Annotated in this window: 14 protein-coding genes; 5 read left to right on the forward strand and 9 right to left on the reverse strand. The window is 60.4% G+C overall.

The window, feature by feature from the left end; translation table 11 throughout:
• Positions 1 to 3 precede the first annotated feature (3 nt).
• Positions 4 to 3213, reverse strand: a complete 3210-nt coding sequence (locus AC1DU9_RS10450) for an RHS repeat-associated core domain-containing protein (protein WP_477810105.1) — start codon at positions 3211 to 3213, stop codon at positions 4 to 6.
• 415 nt (positions 3214 to 3628) lie between these two features.
• Between AC1DU9_RS10450 and AC1DU9_RS10455 the strand changes: the two genes are divergently transcribed.
• Positions 3629 to 4324 carry an HAD-IA family hydrolase gene (locus AC1DU9_RS10455; protein WP_477810100.1) on the forward strand — a complete coding sequence of 232 codons (696 nt, stop codon included), beginning with the start codon at positions 3629 to 3631 and terminating at the stop codon, positions 4322 to 4324.
• A 151-nt stretch (positions 4325 to 4475) separates the two neighbouring features.
• Here the strand turns inward: AC1DU9_RS10455 and AC1DU9_RS10460 are convergent, their stop codons facing one another.
• Complete coding sequence (locus AC1DU9_RS10460; RefSeq protein ID WP_477810101.1) at positions 4476 to 5222, reverse strand: 3-oxoacyl-ACP reductase family protein; 747 nt, start codon at positions 5220 to 5222, stop codon at positions 4476 to 4478.
• A gap of 124 nt (positions 5223 to 5346) precedes the next feature.
• Between AC1DU9_RS10460 and AC1DU9_RS10465 the strand changes: the two genes are divergently transcribed.
• Positions 5347 to 6270, forward strand: a complete 924-nt coding sequence (locus AC1DU9_RS10465; protein WP_414876814.1) for a LysR family transcriptional regulator — start codon at positions 5347 to 5349, stop codon at positions 6268 to 6270.
• A gap of 130 nt (positions 6271 to 6400) precedes the next feature.
• Here AC1DU9_RS10465 and AC1DU9_RS10470 read toward each other — a convergent pair whose 3' ends face one another.
• The 3 genes from AC1DU9_RS10470 to AC1DU9_RS10480 all read right to left on the reverse strand — a co-directional run bounded on the left by AC1DU9_RS10470 (position 6401) and on the right by AC1DU9_RS10480 (position 9602).
• On the reverse strand, positions 6401 to 7129 hold the full coding sequence (locus AC1DU9_RS10470; RefSeq protein WP_223462948.1) for an aspartate/glutamate racemase family protein: 729 nt from the start codon (positions 7127 to 7129) through the stop codon (positions 6401 to 6403).
• Positions 7130 to 7185: 56 nt separating this feature from the next.
• A complete protein-coding gene (locus tag AC1DU9_RS10475) occupies positions 7186 to 8292 on the reverse strand; it encodes a cytosine permease (protein WP_477810102.1) in 1107 nt (368 codons plus the stop codon).
• 569 nt (positions 8293 to 8861) lie between these two features.
• Complete coding sequence (locus AC1DU9_RS10480) at positions 8862 to 9602, reverse strand: phosphoadenylyl-sulfate reductase (RefSeq protein WP_223462946.1); 741 nt, start codon at positions 9600 to 9602, stop codon at positions 8862 to 8864.
• 172 nt (positions 9603 to 9774) lie between these two features.
• Here AC1DU9_RS10480 and thrH point away from each other — a divergent pair, with 172 nt between their 5' ends.
• Positions 9775 to 10392 carry a bifunctional phosphoserine phosphatase/homoserine phosphotransferase ThrH gene (thrH, locus tag AC1DU9_RS10485; RefSeq protein ID WP_150724641.1) on the forward strand — a complete coding sequence of 206 codons (618 nt, stop codon included), beginning with the start codon at positions 9775 to 9777 and terminating at the stop codon, positions 10390 to 10392.
• Positions 10393 to 10418: 26 nt separating this feature from the next.
• Here thrH and pabB read toward each other — a convergent pair whose 3' ends face one another.
• From pabB to rloA, 4 genes are all read right to left on the reverse strand, one after another.
• Entirely contained in the window at positions 10419 to 11762 is a 1344-nt protein-coding gene (gene pabB / locus AC1DU9_RS10490) for an aminodeoxychorismate synthase component I (RefSeq protein WP_477810103.1), read from the reverse strand.
• Positions 11763 to 11908: 146 nt separating this feature from the next.
• Positions 11909 to 12895 carry an alpha-L-glutamate ligase-like protein gene (locus tag AC1DU9_RS10495; RefSeq protein ID WP_223462943.1) on the reverse strand — a complete coding sequence of 329 codons (987 nt, stop codon included), beginning with the start codon at positions 12893 to 12895 and terminating at the stop codon, positions 11909 to 11911.
• A complete protein-coding gene (gene rloB / locus AC1DU9_RS10500) occupies positions 12895 to 14430 on the reverse strand; it encodes an osmotic stress tolerance membrane protein RloB (protein WP_223462942.1) in 1536 nt (511 codons plus the stop codon). Before rloB ends, AC1DU9_RS10495 begins: the two co-directional genes overlap by 1 nt.
• Positions 14431 to 14435: 5 nt before the next feature.
• Positions 14436 to 14972, reverse strand: a complete 537-nt coding sequence (gene rloA, locus AC1DU9_RS10505) for a retropepsin-like aspartic peptidase RloA (protein ID WP_223462941.1) — start codon at positions 14970 to 14972, stop codon at positions 14436 to 14438.
• 297 nt (positions 14973 to 15269) lie between these two features.
• Between rloA and AC1DU9_RS10510 the strand changes: the two genes are divergently transcribed.
• Both AC1DU9_RS10510 and prpB read left to right on the forward strand, forming a co-directional pair.
• On the forward strand, positions 15270 to 15989 hold the full coding sequence (locus tag AC1DU9_RS10510; RefSeq protein WP_411740714.1) for a GntR family transcriptional regulator: 720 nt from the start codon (positions 15270 to 15272) through the stop codon (positions 15987 to 15989).
• Positions 15986 to 16876 carry a methylisocitrate lyase gene (gene prpB, locus AC1DU9_RS10515; protein WP_223462940.1) on the forward strand — a complete coding sequence of 297 codons (891 nt, stop codon included), beginning with the start codon at positions 15986 to 15988 and terminating at the stop codon, positions 16874 to 16876. The genes AC1DU9_RS10510 and prpB overlap by 4 nt, the downstream gene beginning before the upstream one ends.
• Positions 16877 to 17061 lie beyond the last annotated feature (185 nt).

Here is a 17061-nt window from a genome sequence, read left to right on the forward strand (position 1 = left end):
TGTCTAGCTGATCGAATGCGTCCATCGCCCAGTCCTCGATAAGTCGTGGCCTGAGTCTGCGTGATGCAAGTATCGGTTTTGAGGTATTGGAGAGGGCGCATTGGGTTCACCCTCATCAACCTTTGCCCCGCCCACCCCATCTGTCGCCGAGCCCCCGGCCTTGTTCGCCAGTGGACAGTTCCCCCTCGACCCCAACGGATCAACCCACCCCGTCGGGTTCCGGGTGTACCGATACGGGTTCAACCCTGCGGCCAACTTGACCGGATTCGGCGTCAGATAACGACCGATGTCCGGATGGTAATAGCGATGCCGGTTGTAGTGCAGACCGCTCTCAGCGTCGAAGTATTGCCCCTGAAACCGTAGCGGCTGTTCGAGTCGTTCGCCGTCGCCGTCGCCGTCGCCGTCGCCGTGGCTCAGTTCGCGCAGTTTGCCGTGGGCGGTGTATTTGGCCGACCAGACGATGACGCCGGCGTAGCTGGTCAGTTCCTGCGGGGTGCCGAGGTGGTCGAGTTGGTAGTAGAACGGGCAGGCGTCTTCCCGGCCTTTGCCGTCGAGCAGCGCCAGCGGACGGAAGCTGCCGGGCTCATAGACGTAGCTGCGGTAGTGTCGGGGACCGCTTTCGGCGATGAGTTGGTCGCCTTGCCAGAAGAATTGCGTGGTCTGGCCGTCGACGGTTTTGCCGATGCGCCGGCCGAACGCGTCGTAGCGGTAGCTGACACGTTTACCGTCCGGGGTGCTGACGCCGATCAGGCGGTGCTGGCTGTCGTAGGTGTATTCGGTGACCTGGGTCGGCATACCGCGGCATTCGCGGATCAGGTTGCCGAAGGCGTCGTAGTCGTAGTGGCTGTCGTAACGTCGACGCAAACGGTTGCCCTGGAGCACACACGGGCCGGGGCGGTCGTGGATCAGCAGGTTGCCGGCCGGGTCGTGGGTGAAGTTCTCCGCGAACTGGTCGCGGGCGTGGCGTACGCCGGTCAGGCGGTCGAGCGCATCGTATTGGTAGTGACGTGATCCGTGGCGGCTGTCGGCAATCTGCAGGAGGTTGCCCTTGATGCTGTAGGCATACTTGCGGCGATACAGCGGTCGTTGCTTTTGGCTGACGGCATGGGCCTGCAAACGGCCTTGCTCGTCGTAGGCGTAATCGCTGAGCAGCAGGCCCTGCTGGCGTTGCTGTTCGCGCCCGCCGACAAAACGATGGCTGGTCAGGCGCGTGCCATTGAGGTCGATGTCAGTGAGGGCGCCCCCCTTGGCGTGATGGTAGATGAGGGCACAGGCGTCCGGCAGGCGCAGGCGCTTGAGCCGACCGCAGGCGTCGTAGCCGTAACGCAGGGTGCCCCAGCCCTGATGTTCGGTAATCAGCCGGTCCTGGCGATCGTATTCGAACGCCAGCGGATGGTTCTCGCCGTCATCGACACTGATCAGCCGCCCGAGACTGTCGTAGCGGTACTCGACCTTGACCCCGTCGGGCAAGGTTTTGACCAGTAACCGCCCAGCACTGTCACGTTGATAAGCGGTAACCAGCAGCGAACCGTCGTCGCCAAACTCGGTTTTCTCCAGCAACTGGCCATTGAGGTCGTAGCTGTAGGCGGTACGACGACCATCAAAGCCGGTCTCCTGTCGGATCAATCCGCCTGGGGTGTAATCCATCCGGTAGGTGTCGCCGACCTCGTTTTCGATCTCGGTGAGCAACAATTGCGCATGGTCGTAGCGGTATTTCAGCGCGCTGCCGTCGGGGTTGATTCGACGGCTGACCAAGTGCAAGTCGTCGGCGTATTCGTAACGGGTTACCCGTCCCAGTTCGTCGGTGTCGGCGGTGACCTGGCCGTAGGCGTTGTAGCGACAGGCACGGCGGGCACCGGTGGGCAGTGTGGTCCGGGTCAGTCGGCCCACGGCGTCCCACTCATAACCGGTGACGGCACCGTGTTCGTTCTGCCGGGTAATCCGCCGTCCCAACGCATTGTAGGAAAAAGTGCGCTGAGCACCGTCCGGCAGGGTCTCTTCCAGCAACTGTCCCAAGGCGTTCCAGACAAACCGGTGACTGCTCTGGTCGGGGAAACGGATCGTCAGCAAGCGCCCCTGCGAGTCGTAGAAATAGCGGATGATCTGTCCGTCGGGATCGGTGACGGCAGTGATGTCGCCCTGGGCATTGCGCTGGTAGCTCCATGTCGCCTGACCGCGGGTGCGGGTATGCAGGAAACCGTTGCGATACTCGTAGGACGTGAGCGCCTCATCCGGCGCAAGCAGCGCGATCAGCCGGCCGACCTCGTCATAATGGTATTCGGTGACGGCGCCGAGGGCGTCCTGCTCGACGATCAGGCGGCCCTGATCGTCGTAGGCCTTGTGCTGCTCACCGCCGTCCAGCCCGACCCGGCGCACCAACCGCGCGCGGTCGTCATGAACGTAAACCTCTTCGCTACCGTCTGCGTTGCTCACCGTCACGCAGCCTTGATCGTCCCAGGCGTAACGCACCTCCATCTGCGCAAACGAGGCCCAGTGATGGATGCAGCGGGCTGCCTTGCCGGAGCGTTCCCACGCCCAGAAGAAACTCGCGCCGCCGGCCAGTTGCCGTTGCAGGATGACGTGCTGCTCGTCGTAGTCATAGCGCTCGCTTTCACCCGCGGCATTGGTCGCCTCGATCAGACGCTGGCGGGCGTCGTAGCGGTAGCTGACCAGTGTCTGTTCGGTGCGCCAGGTGTGCGCCTCGAGGCCGCTGCGCTGAAACACCTGATAATCGACGGCCATCAGGTGCTTGAGGTCGTAACGCAGCAGCAAGGCGCGGTCGGCGCCGTTGTCCAGGCGTTGGATTCGGTCAAAGCGGTCCCGCTGCACCGTCACGCGGTTGCCGTAGGCGTCGCTGATCGCGCTGAGCCGGCCGTCATGAAAGTGGTAGAACCGCGCTCGGTCGCCGGCCAGGGCGAGGATCAGTTCGTCCGGCTCCTCGCCGAGATAAAGCGCCGCCCGCGACAGGCTGTTGTGGATCACCGGGCGCGTCGCCGTCGGCCGTGGAAATGGCGTGCGGTGGTTTTCGGGGTCGATCCACAGCACCTGCTCGTCGTGGAGTTCCAGGTGCTGGGACAGCGAATGGCTCCAGCCAAAACCGAGGCCGGTGTCGAGCTCGACGGCACTGGTGCGATAGATGCGGGTGAAGTCGAACGGCAAGATCCCGTCGAGGGTGCTGTCCGTGAGGGTCAGCAATACCTCGCCAGTGACCATCGACACCGGGCAGTTGTGGGTGGCGGTGTGCTCGACGGTGTCAGCACAGTCGCCGTTGGGGTTTTTTGCCTGTCTGGAGGCGTCGTCGTGGTGTTCATGCTTGCCGGAGCGAAGTGTCAGAGGGCCGCTCGCGGGGCATGCCAATACCTTTTGGGGATCGAACATCTGCGGACTTTCGCTTGGCGGAATGTAGGACATCAGACTCTGCGGAGGATCTTCAAGGAAAGAAGTCGGGAAAGTTGGTGTTTGCTGTAGGGCGATTCGCTAAATCACGCAGAGCCATTCGGCGTGGATCGGGATTTCATCGTTGCTCTAAGCCAGCGGCGCTCGCTATGCTGCTGAATCCTTTAATCCATTCGGGCATCACTCCGTACCTGAGCTGCCCGGGATGCCTTAGAAAAACGGATCAGATGCGATGAATGCACCACTGAAAGCATTCGGCCCGATCAAGGCCGTGATTTTCGATATGGACGGCTTGTTGCTGGACACGGAGGGCATCTACACCGAAGTCACGTCCATCATTGCCGCGCGTTACGGCCGAACCTTCGACTGGAGCATCAAACAGAACATCATTGGCCGGGGCGCGGGCGATCTGGCTCGCTATGTGGTTGAAGCGCTGGACTTGCCGATTACGGCGCAAGAGTTTCTGGTGATCCGCGAGCCGTTGATGCGCGAGCGCTTTCCTGCAGCGCAAGCGATGCCTGGCGCACAGGAACTGGTACGGCATCTGAAGGCCAACAACATTCCCATTGCCGTCGGCACCAGTTCTTCGAGCCAGTCGTTCGGCCAGAAAACCACCTTGCACCGCGATTGGTTCGCCTTGTTCGACTTCATCGTCACCGCCGATGACCCCGAGGTGGGTGCGGCCAAACCGGCACCGGATATTTTCCTGACGGCGGCGCGACGCCTGGGCGTAGCACCGCAAGATTGCCTGGTATTCGAGGATTCGCCCTTCGGTGTCACTGCGGCGAAAGCGGCGGGGATGACGGCGATTGCGATTCCGGATGCGGCAATGGCCGACGCCAGGTACGCACATGCCGATGGCATTCTTCGTACGTTGAAAGCGTTCGAGCCGGGCGCTTTTGGTTTGCCGGCGCTGGAATGGATCTGACGACTGAAAATGTGGGAGCGAGCCTGCTCGGGCGGCGATCCGACGAAGGCGGTGTGCCAGGCAACATTGATGTCGTCTGATCGACCGATTTCGTCGGATCGCCGCCCGGAGCAGGCTCGCTCCCACAGTTATTGCAGTTGGCTAACATGCATCAGGCGCCGAATCCACCGTCGATGGTCAGGCTGGCTCCCGTGATATAGCCGGCTTCAGGGCTGACGAGGTAGGCGACGAAGCTGGCGATCTCTTCGGCCTTGCCGTAACGACCCACGGCCATCAGCGGGATCAGGCTCTCCGCAAAGTCACCGTGGGCCGGGTTCATGTCGGTGTCGACCGGACCCGGTTGTACGTTATTGATGGTGATGCCCTGCGGGCCGAGATCACGGGCCAGGCCTTTGGTCAGGCCGACCAGTGCCGACTTGCTCATGGCGTATGGGCCGCCACCGGCGAAGGGCATGCGGTCGGCGTTGGTGCTACCGATGTTGATGATGCGTCCGCCTTCGGTCATGTATTTGGCGGCGGCCTGGGTGGCGATGAACACGCTGCGCACGTTGATGGCCAGGGTTTGGTCGAAGTCTTCGAGTTTGAACTCGGCCAGCGGTGCAACTGCCAGTACGCCGGCATTGTTGACCAGGATATCCAGGCGACCGAAAGCGTCTACCGTGGCGGACACGGCGCCGCGAATGGCGTCGGCGTCGGCGCTGTCGGCCTTGATGGCCAGGGCCTTGCCGCCCTTGGCGGTGATGCTGTCTTGCAGTTCTTCAGCCTTGGCCGTCGAGCTGACATAAGTGAAGGCAACAATCGCGCCTTCAGCAGCCAGGCGCTTGACGATGGCTGCGCCAATGCCGCGGGAACCACCTTGAATCAATGCCACTTTGCCGCTGAGGTTCTGAGTAGTCATGTCGATCTCCAAGTCCCGAGGCGAGATGTCCCGGTTGATGGAGCCTAGTATCGATTCAGGATTCCATGCTGTGTAGACCATAATTGCGATAGTCTGTGTAAACCAAAAGTTTATAGTGGCGCCTATGGAAACCTTCAGCAGTATCGAATGCTTTGTGCGTAGCGCTGAGGTCGGCAGCTTCGCCGAGGCCGCGCGGCGTTTGAGCCTGACACCGGCGGCGGTAGGCAAGAGCGTCGCCAAGCTTGAAGCGCGCCTGGGCGTCAGATTGTTTCAGCGCAGCACTCGCAGCCTGACGCTGACGGAGGCCGGCCAGTTGTTTCTCGGCGAAGTCAGCGGCAGCCTGCACACCATCCAGAATGCCGTGGCCAATCTCGCCAGCGCCGGAGGGCGTCCTGCCGGAACATTAAAAGTCAGCATGGGCACGGTGTTCGGGCGCTTGTACATCGTGCCGTTGCTCGGGGAGTTTCTGCGGCGCTTTCCGGCAATCAACCCGGACTGGCATTTCGACAACCGACAGGTCGACCTGATTGCACAAGGCTTCGACGCCGCGATTGGCGGCGGATTCGAACTGCCTCAGGGCGTGGTGGCGCGCAAGCTGACACCGGCCCATCGCGTGTTGGTGGCTTCCACCGAATATCTGGCGGCGCGGGAGGCAATCGTCGAGCCGGACGATCTCAAGTATCACGATGGCATCCTCATCCGCTCGCCGCAGACCGGTCGCGTGCGTTCCTGGCAGTTGACCAGTCGTAGTCAGCAACACAGTCCGTTGACCCTCAAGGCGCGGATGACCATGAGCGATTCGGAAGCCGCCTGCGCCACGGCGACCCAGGGTTTGGGCATTGCTTTGGTGAGCATGCCGTTTGCCGTGGGTTATCTGGAGGTGGGGACGTTGCAGCGGGTGTTGCCGGACTGGTATGTCGACGACGGCAACATTTCTATCTACTACGCCGAACACAAACTGCTGCCCGGCAAGACCCGGGCGTTTGTCGATTTCATCATTGAGCAGTTTGCCGAGCGGGGGTTGGGGCAGCGGTTCAGTGCGGTTTGAGTTTGGCTCCAGACCGAGGTGCGGCCATCGCGGGCAAGCCACGCTCCCACAGGTTTTGCGTCGTACACATCACTGAGGCGCGACGCAAAACCTGTGGGAGCGAGCTTGCTCGCGATCGGGGCGCCGCGGTCTACCGGGCAAACCGCCCCGGCCAGCCAATGATGTTCTTCGGCCGCGGCGTTGCGTAAGTCCGCACTTTCGACGTCGACAACCCCAACCGCACCAACGATTCGGCAATAGTCACCGCCGCCGTCACCCCATCCACCACCGGTACCCCGGTACGCCGGCGAATCTGCTCGTCCAGCCCGGCCATGCCACCGCAGCCCAGGCAAATCACTTCGGCCTTGTCCTGGGTCACCGCCAGTTCGGCCTGATGCACGATGGCCTCCAGTGCGCGCTGCGGTTCGTGCTCCAGTTCCAGCACCGCCAAACCACTGGCCCGTACCGAGGCGCAACGGTCCCATAGGCCGGAGAGCTTGAGGCGATCTTCGACCAGCGGCACGGTGCGATCGAGGGTGGTGACCACGGAGTAGGCGTGACCGAGGAACATCGCCGTGCTGGCGGCGGCATCGGTGATGTCCACCACTGGCACATTGAGCAGCTCCTGCAAGCCTTCACGGCCATGCTCGCCATAGCCGGCCTGGATCACAGCGTCGAAAGGCTGATCGTAGGACATCACCCGGTCCATGACCGCGATGGCTGCCAGGTAACTTTCGAAGTTGCCCTCGATGGAGTCGGCGCCGAAGTGCGGGGTGAGGCCGACGATTTCCGTGCCGGGCGACGCGACGGCCTGCGCCGAGCGGGCAATGGCCTGGGTAATGGATTCGGTGGTGTTGACGTTGACCACGAGAATGCGCATGGGGAGTCCTTATTGCAGTTGGTTCTGCGGCCCGACAACACCGGGCCGCAACAGGATCAGTGGCTGACGTTATCGACGGCGATGGCTTCACCGCTGACATCGGCGTAGTGCGGTTGGCGCTTGGCGATGATCAGGTAGAGCATCCCGGCGATGCCGGCACCAATCAGCCAGGAGAACGGCGAAACGCTGTGGAACCCCGGCACCTGGGCCAGGACGATGGCGATCAGGGCGGCGGGAATGAACGCCGCCACCGCGCGTAAATTGACCCCGCGGCTGTAGTAATAAGCGCCATTCGGGTCTTCGCTGTACAACTGCGGTACGTTGACCTGGCCTTTTCGCACCAGCCAGTAGTCGACCATGATCACGCCGTACAACAGGCCGAGCAGGGCACCGAGGCCGGACAGGAAGTACACGATCACCAGCGGACTGTTGTAGAGGTTCCACGGCAGGATCAGCACGGCGATGGTCGCATCGGCCTGGGTGTACATCCAAGTGGCGAGGGCGGCGACGGTCAGCAGAATCACCGGGCCGGCAAATGCCTCGTAGCGCCGCACCATCTCCATGCCATAGGCGAGGATCGCCAGTTGCACGAACCAGATCGCGACGAAACACACCCAGCCCAGAGTCGACAGGCCGAGGATCGAGTTGTGGTCGTAGTCAGCGAACCCGGGATGGACCGCCGTCAACAACACGCGGAAGACCACGGACGCAAGGTACGTCTGAATACCGAACCAGGCGATGGCGATAACGGCGCGGATCAATGCAGGAATCTGCGCACCGTGAATGCCGAAACTGATCCGGCTGATGACCGGAAACGGCACCCCGGTTTTCTGGCCCATGTAGCCAGACAGGTTCATGAAGAAGTAAACCAGCGCCGCGCCGATCCCCAGGGACAGGAGAATCTGCCAGCCACCCAGACCCAAAGCGTACAGACCGATGGCAAACGAGTAGTTGGCAATGTTGTGCACGTCGTTGGTCCACAGGGCAAAGATGCTGTAGCGCCCCCAGCGTCTCCCTTCGGCTTTGGTCGGCGCCAGGTCCTTGTTATGCAGTCGGGGACTGAGCACCACAGGGGTGTGATGCGCCTGATTGTCGGCGGTGTGGGTGGAATGGGAGGAGGGTAGATCCAGCGCGATGTTGTTATTGGAGAGACTGGTACGCATTCCGGCAGGCTCCTGATGCTCGACGCCGCGATGACTGTGCATGAGCGTTGGCTCGACAAATCTTCGTCGCGGGTGGCGAATATCATTGGTTACTGGGCATCTGCAGCCTGTACGGGATAGGGCGCTTCAGGCTTGCGGATCTAAAGTGTGTGTATGTTTTGGATTTGTTGTATACAAAATATGTATGCACTTAAGCCAGATCCATGCCTGTCGCGATTCTATAAAAATCAGTGCTCATTTCGTTTTGTTATCGAAAACGAATAACTCACTGAAAAACACAACATTTAAATTGACCGATTGAACAGGTATTTATTTTTGGAGAGGGGGATGCAGGCGAGGTGGTGGGAAAGGAGATGTAACTTTTTGGGGCGCTGAAACTAAAAGTGCACACACAAATGGCACCGATGGTGACATTCGTGTGTACACATTTTTTGTGAGCAGACACATAACCAATGTGGGAGCGAGCTTGCTCGCGATAGCGGTACACCTGCCGACATCAATGTTGAATATCAGACCGTCATCGCGAGCAAGCTCGCTCCCACAGGGGGGGGATTTCACAAGGCTTGGGATCAGGCTTTCGACTTGCTGATGATATTCCCCACATGCAGCCCGCATTCCTTCTGCGTCGCTTCTTCCCACCACCAACGGCCTTCGCGCTCATGCTGGTTCGGCAGTACCGGGCGGGTGCAGGGTTCGCAGCCGATACTGATGAAGCCGCGCTCGTGCAGACTGTTGTACGGCAGCTCCAGCATGCGGATGTAACCCCAGATCTCTTCGCTGGTCATTTGCGCCAGCGGGTTGAACTTGTACAGGGTGCGTTCCGGGGTGGAGAACGCGGTGTCGATTTCCATCACCGCGACGGCGCTGCGGGTCCCCGGGCTCTGGTCGCGGCGCTGGCCGGTGGCCCAGGCTTTCACGCCGGACAGCTTGCGGCGCAGGGGTTCGATCTTGCGGATGCCGCAGCATTCGCCATGGCCGTCCTTGTAGAAGCTGAACAGGCCCTTTTCCTTCACGAAGGGTTCGAGTTTCGTGTAGTCCGGCGACACCAGTTCGATGTCGATCTTGTAGTGCTCGCGTACCTGATCGATGAAACGGTAGGTCTCCGGGTGCAGGCGGCCGGTGTCGAGACTGAACACCTTGACGTTCTTGTTCAGCTTCCAGGCCATGTCCACCAGCACCACGTCCTCGGCGCCGCTGAAAGATATCCACAAGTCATCACCGAACTCGGCAAACGCGAGTTTCAGGATGTCCTGGGCGGATTTGTTGGCATAGGTCGTGGCGAGTTCCACGACGTCGAACGTTGGGCTCATCAGGGCGGCTTCCTACAGGTCGGTGGCGCTGGGCGCTCTATATAAGGCCGATGGTAACAAAAAGCTGCGCCGATCGGGGCATCCTCTGCGTTGCGCAGGCAGGCCCGAGTCGCTAGAGTTCGGCAGTCTTTTGCTCGCTCGACTCAATAATCAATACAAATGGGAGTGTCTTGTGGAAATTGCCTGTCTGGATCTTGAAGGTGTGCTGGTTCCGGAAATCTGGATCGCCTTCGCCGAAAAAACCGGGATCGAATCCCTCAGGGCCACCACCCGGGACATTCCCGACTACGACGTGCTGATGAAGCAGCGCCTGCGGATTCTCGACGAGCACGGCCTGAAACTTTCCGACATTCAGGAAGTGATCGCCACGCTCAAGCCGCTGGATGGCGCCATCGAGTTCGTCGACTGGCTGCGCGAGCGCTTCCAGGTGGTGATCCTGTCGGACACCTTCTATGAGTTCTCCCAGCCGCTGATGCGCCAGCTGGGCTTCCCGACGTTGCTCTGCCATCGTCTGATTACTGACGACAGCGGGCGCGTCACTGACTACCAGTTGCGTCAGAAAGATCCCAAGCGTCAGTCGGTCCTGGCCTTCAAGAGCCTCTACTACCGGGTGATCGCGGCGGGGGATTCCTACAACGACACTACGATGCTGGGCGAGGCCGATGCCGGGATTCTGTTCCATGCACCGGACAACGTGATTGCGCAGTTCCCGCAGTTCCCGGCGGTGCATACGTTTGAAGCGTTGAAGCAGGAGTTCATCAAGGCTTCGAACCGGACCTTGAGTTTGTAAACACATTGCCTGTAGGAGCAGGGGTGTCAGAGGTTTTGCAAGGTTTCGAGCAACACCTTCACCTTGGTGATCGATTCCTGATACTCAGCCTGCCACTCCGAGTCCGCGACAATCCCGCCGCCGCCCCAGCAACACACCTGCCCGTCCTTGACCAGCAAGCTACGGATGGCGATGGAACTGTCCATTTCGCCACGCACGTCCAGGTAGACCAATGAACCGCAATACAGTCCGCGTCGGGTCGGTTCCAGTTCATCGATGATCTGCATGGCGCGAATCTTTGGCGCGCCGGTAATCGAGCCGCCGGGGAAGCTGCCGGCGATCAGGTCCAGGGCATCGCGCCCATCCGCCAGTTCACCGGTGACGCTGCTCACCAGGTGATGCACGTTTGGATAGCTTTCCAGGCTGAACAACTCCGGCACTCGTACTGAACCGGTGCGGCAGGTCCGGCCGAGGTCATTGCGCAGCAGGTCAACGATCATCAGGTTTTCCGCGCGATCCTTGGGGCTGGCCAGCAATTCGGCGGCGTTCGCGGCGTCTTGCTCAGGCGTCAGGCCCCGCGGGCGAGTGCCCTTGATCGGACGGGTTTCCACATGACCCTGGCTGACTTTGACGAAGCGTTCCGGCGACAGGCTGAGTACGGCATCGCCGTCAGGCAGGCTCTGAAAACCGGAAAAAGGCGTCGGGCACGCTGCGCGCAGCGCACAGTAAGCGATCCACGGATCACCCTGGCAGGGCGCTCGAAAACGCTGGGCGAAGTTGACCTGATAACAGTCGCCAGCCTGAATGTATTGCTGGATGCGCCCGATTGCCTGTTGATACTGGTCAGCGCTCAACTCGGCAGTCATCGGGGTGAGCAGTTTGAAGGGCGCGACCGCTTCAGGTGCCGGTTGGTTGAACAGATCGATCAGGCGCTGACGCTCGCTCTCTGGCAGTGTCGGGTGGAACACCAATTGACTGGTCAGTGAACGGTGATCGCTGACCAATGCCCAGCCGTACAGGCCGAAACGCGCGTCAGGCAGTTGCAGGTCGTCCTGTGCCTGGCTCGGCAGGCGCTCCAGATGTCGGCCGAAATCGTAACTCAGGTAGCCGATCAATCCACCGGCAAACGGCAACTCATAGGGTGTCGGCAGAGCGGCTTCGCCCAGGCGTGTCAGGTTATCGCGCAGGCGTTGCAGGAAAGCTTCGCCACTTTCGTCGGGCGATACCGTCAATTGTTCCAGCGGCCAGGCGCTGAGCAGGTCATAGCGACCCCGGTCAGCACTGGGGCGACCGCTGTCGAGCAGCACGGCGCCGGGGGCATGACGTATCGCCGTGAAATACTCGGCGGGGTTGGCACGATAGGGCAGCGGGTGTACGGAACAGGTCAGCATGGGTGGGGAAGATCAGCCATTGAGGCGGGGTGGCGATTGTAGACCTCTGCAGGATTTGGTCCTAGAGGGATGTTGGAAAGAGGCATATTGATAACGGCCGAAACAAAACTCTGTGGCGAGGGAGCAAGCTCCCTCGCCACAAAAGATCAGCCTTCGACCGCAGGAATATGCCCAAACATCTCCTGCACAAACGCTACACGCTCTTTGACCGATTCGGTCACGCCACGAGCCTTCAGGTCTTCCAATCGTGCTTCCACCGCATGAGTACGCAACGTCAGCCCGCAGTCATTGGCAATCTGGATATTCAACCCCGGCCGGGCGTTGAGCTCCAGAATCAGCGGGCCTTTGTCCTGGTCCAGGACCATGTCGACACCGATGTAGCCCAACCCGCACAACTCATAACAGCCGGCGGCGAGTTTCATGAAACCGTCCCAGTAGGGCAGTTGCACGCCATCCACTGCGTTGGTGGTGTCCGGGTGTTTGTTGATGATGTTGTTCAGCCAGGTGCCGCGCAGGGTCAGGCCAGTGGCCAGGTCCACACCGACGCCGATGGCGCCCTGGTGCAGGTTGGCCTTGCCGTTGGACTGGCGGGTCGGCAAGCGCAGCATGGCCATCACCGGGTAGCCCATCAAAACAATGATGCGAATGTCCGGCACGCCTTCGTAACTGATGCTCTTGAAGATCTGGTCCGGAATCACACGGTACTCGATCAGCGCCCGGTCGCGGTGACCGCCCAGGGAGTACAGGCCGGTCAGGATGCTGGAAATCTGATGCTCGATTTCTTCATGGCTGATGATCCGGCCGGACACCGAGCGGTATCGGCCTTCAAAACGGTCGGCGATGACCAGGATGCCATCGCCGCCAGCGCCCTGGGCCGGTTTGATCACGAAGTCGCTGCGTGCGCCGATGATCTCTTCGAGATTGTCGATTTCCTTCTCGGTGGAGATCACGCCATACAGCTCGGGCACATGGATGCCGGCGGCGATGGCGCGCTCCTTGGTGATGATCTTGTCATCGACGATCGGGTACAGGCTGCGCTTGTTGTACTTGAGCACATAGTCTGCGTTACGCCGATTGATTCCCATGATGCCTCGGGCTTCCAGGGCCTTCCAGGTCTTCCAGAAGCCGAACATCAGGCGTCAGCCTTTTTCAGGAAAGCCTTGAAACGCACGAGTTCAGTCAGGCGATAACCGCGATAACGACCCATGGCCAGCATGAAACCCACCAGGATCAGCAGGATCGCCGGGAAAGTGAACACGAAGTACACCAGTTCCGGCACGGTCATGATCAGGTGCGCCAGGGACGCGGCGAACAGTGTGCCAATGGCCACTTTCATCGCATGGCCGCCGCCACGTTCTTCCCAGGTGATCGACAGGCGTTCGATGGTCATGGTCAGGATCACCATCGGGAACAGCGCCACCGACAAGCCGCGCTCCAGGCCGAGTTTATGGCTGAACAGGCTGATGGCTGCGATCAACACCACCACAAAGGTCAGCACCACCGACAGCCTCGGCAACATTTGCAGCTTCAGGTGTTCAAGGTAGGAGCGCAGCGACAGGCCCAGTGCCGTGATGATGGTAAACAGCATGATGCCGAAACCGAGCTGGGTTTCGCGGAAGGCCAGGGCGATCAGTACCGGGGTGAAGGTGCCGAGGGTCTGGATGCCGATCAGGTTGCGCAGGATCAAGATCACCAACACGCCGATCGGGATCATCACCATGATCATGAAGGTCTGCTGGGTTTGCAGCGGCAGGCCGTACAGCGAGTACTCGAGGAAGTTGGCGTCGGTGTTTTCGTCGGTCAGCTTGGCCAGGCGAATGGCGTTCATTTCACTGTTGTTCAGGCTGAAGGTTACGTTGGCTTTCTTGCCGCCGTCGACGGTGATCAGGTTTTCGTCGCCGGTCCACCACAGCAGGCGGTCGGTCGGCAGGCCCTGTTCACCGGTTTCCGGGTTGAAGTACAGCCAGTTGGTGCCATTGAAACTGCGCAGCCACAGTTCCGGTATTTGCGGCTGGTCGGCCACCAGGCGGATGGTGTGGACCTTCTCGACCGGCACGTGGGCGATGGACAGTAGCAACTCGACGATTTTTGCCTTGTGTGCGGTGGATGGATCACCGGCCAGCAACAGCTTCACGTTGTCGTCGTTGAGGTTGTTGACTCGCTTGATGGATTCGCCGACGAAGGTTTCGACGTCGGCCGAGTGCTGGCGAATCGGTGCGAGCAGAGCTTCGGCGGCGATTTTTTCCGGACCTTCGATGGCCATGCTGTCGCGAAAGGTCGGGCCTTTGATCTTGGCTTTCTCACCGGAATAACGCTTGGTCAGCACCAGGCGGTAATACAGCGTCTGATTGCCTTTGGCCCGGCGCGCCGACCAGGTGACCTTGCGGTTGCCGTCGACCCGGTTCACGGCCACGCCGTAGTTATTGGAGATGAAGCTCTCGTTGAGGCTGACGAAGTCGCGGCTCAGCGGCGGCACGAACATCTGGATCTTGACCGGGTCCTTGGCACTGGCGACGAACTCGACCTTGGCGTCGATGTTCCACAGGTCGTCAGTGGCGTCTTCGGTCACCGGGATGCCCAGTACGAAGATCTGATAGGCCGTAACTGAAATGCCCAGCGCCACCAGGATGGCGATCAGCAGTTTCAGATGAAGGGTAAGAGAGCGCATTTGAATTACTCGGCGGTATAAGCGTCGGTGGTGCAGGCGGGTTTGCCGGCAGCATATTTAAGGCTGGGGTCGACCAGTGCATCGAAGCGTTTGAGGGCTTCGGAGCCAATCAGTAGCGGGTATTGGAAAGCGCTGCGGTCGGTCAGGTTCACTTCGATGCTGCGCAGGGCCGAGCCCATGCAGATGTCCAGTTCGATCACCGGGCGGGCAGTGTACTTCTTGCCTTCCTCCGGGTCGTAGTCGCCGGCCCGGCGCTTGATCTTGCTGACACGGGCCAGCGGGCGTTCGATCGGGTGCGAATGGGCGGTGTCGATGGCCAGATAAAAGCGCACCCACGACTCGCCGTTGCGTTTGAAGCGTTTGATATCCCGTGCACTCAGGGACGCGGTTTTTGCCCCGGTGTCGAGTTTGGCCGCCACTTCCAGATCGATGCCATTGAGCGATGCGTACTCATTGAGGCCATACACGGTCTTTTCCCCGGCGATTGCGAAGCCGGGCATGCAAAGGAAATAAAGGAAGGCAGGGAAGGGCTTGAGTCTCATAAATCCTGGTGCGCAGCGGTCCGACTTGATTCAAGGCCCTGGCATCGCTGCGCAAGCTCCCTCGTATGCCTGTCAGGTTTTTATGACAGGCAGTGCAGATGTGACAAACAAATGCGGGCGGCATTCTAGCACGGTAGTTTGATGGCGCCAGCGCTGGCCGGTGGCTATAAACAGAGGGGTTGCTTCGTTATGGTGCAGCCGGTTATCAGAAGATTGTCGACAATATCGATTTAACCTTTGACTGTGTCGCCTGTATTCGTTAGTTTTTGCGGCACTGGCTCACAAGGTGTCGACAATATGCTGGATCAACTCGATCCCCCCGTTTCAGCGCAAGACGATACGGAGACCCTGTCCGAGAACGTCTTCCGACGCATTCAGGCGGCTATCGTCAAAGGCGAGATTGCGCCGGGCAGCAAAATCTCCGAACCGGAGCTGGCACGCACCTACGGCATCAGCCGTGGCCCGTTGCGCGAGGCCATCCACCGCCTGGAAGGCCAGCGCCTGCTGGTTCGCGTGCCGCATGTCGGCGCGCGGGTGGTGTCGCTCAATCACGCTGAGCTGCTGGAACTCTACGAAATCCGCGAATCCCTGGAAGGCATGGCCTGTCGCCTCGCCGCCGAGCGCATGAGCGTCGAAGAAATCGACGAGCTGCGTCGGGTCCTGGAAACCCACGAGCGCGATGAGGCGTTTCAGGCCGGGAGAGGCTACTACCAGCAGGAAGGCGATTTCGACTTCCATTACCGAATCATCCAGGGCAGCGGCAACCGCACGCTGACCCAAATGCTCTGCGGCGAGCTCTATCAACTGGTGCGCATGTACCGCATCCAGTTTTCCACCACGCCCAATCGTCCGCACCAGGCGTTCGCCGAGCACCACCGCATTCTCGATGCCATCGCCGACCGTGACGGTGAGCTGGCCGAGTTGTTGATGCGCCGTCACATCGGCGCCTCCAAACGCAATATCGCCCGTCATTACCAGGACGGCGTCAACCCGACAGCCAAACGAGGTGAGTCATGAGTTTGAACAAGAGCACACCAGGCCAGCGTTTCCGCGATGCGGTCGCCAGCGAACACCCACTGCAAGTGGTCGGCGCGATCAATGCCAACCACGCGCTGCTGGCCAAGCGCGCCGGTTTCAAGGCGATCTACCTGTCGGGTGGCGGGGTGGCTGCCGGCTCCCTCGGCGTGCCTGACCTGGGCATCACCGGCCTGGATGACGTGCTGACCGACGTGCGCCGTATCACCGATGTTTGCGACCTGCCGTTGCTGGTGGACGTGGATACCGGTTTCGGTTCCTCGGCGTTCAACGTCGCTCGCACCGTCAAGTCGATGATCAAATTCGGCGCCGCGGCGATTCACATCGAAGACCAGGTTGGCGCCAAGCGCTGCGGTCACCGTCCTAACAAGGAAATCGTGACCCAGCAGGAAATGGTCGACCGCATCAAGGCCGCCGTCGATGCGCGTACCGATGACAGCTTCGTGATCATGGCCCGTACCGACGCCCTGGCGGTGGAAGGCCTGGAGTCTGCCCTGGATCGCGCCGCCGCGTGCATCGAGGCCGGTGCGGACATGGTGTTCCCGGAAGCTATCACCGAGCTGGACATGTACAAGCTGTTCGCCAGCCGTGTGAAAGCGCCGATCCTGGCCAACATCACCGAATTCGGCGCGACGCCGCTGTACACCACCGAACAGCTGGCCGCTGCCGACGTATCGCTGGTGCTGTACCCGCTGTCGGCGTTCCGTGCCATGAACAAGGCCGCAGAAAACGTCTACACCGCGATCCGTCGCGATGGCACGCAACAAAACGTCATCGACACCATGCAGACGCGCATGGAGCTTTACGATCGCATCGACTACCACACCTTCGAGCAGAAGCTCGATGCGTTGTTCGCCGCTAAGAAGTAATCGAACCTTTTATATGTAGGAGCGAGCCTGCTCGCGATGGACGTCAACGATTACGTGGTGTCCATGATGCACCGAGGTGTTACATCCACCTTCGCGAGCAGGCTCGCTCCTACAGGTTTCTCTGACAAAAAGAATATTGGAGACAAAAAATGGCCGAAGCAAAAGTACTCAGTGGCGCCGGGCTC

It is taken from the genome of Pseudomonas sp. P4_C1, from assembly GCF_056402155.1.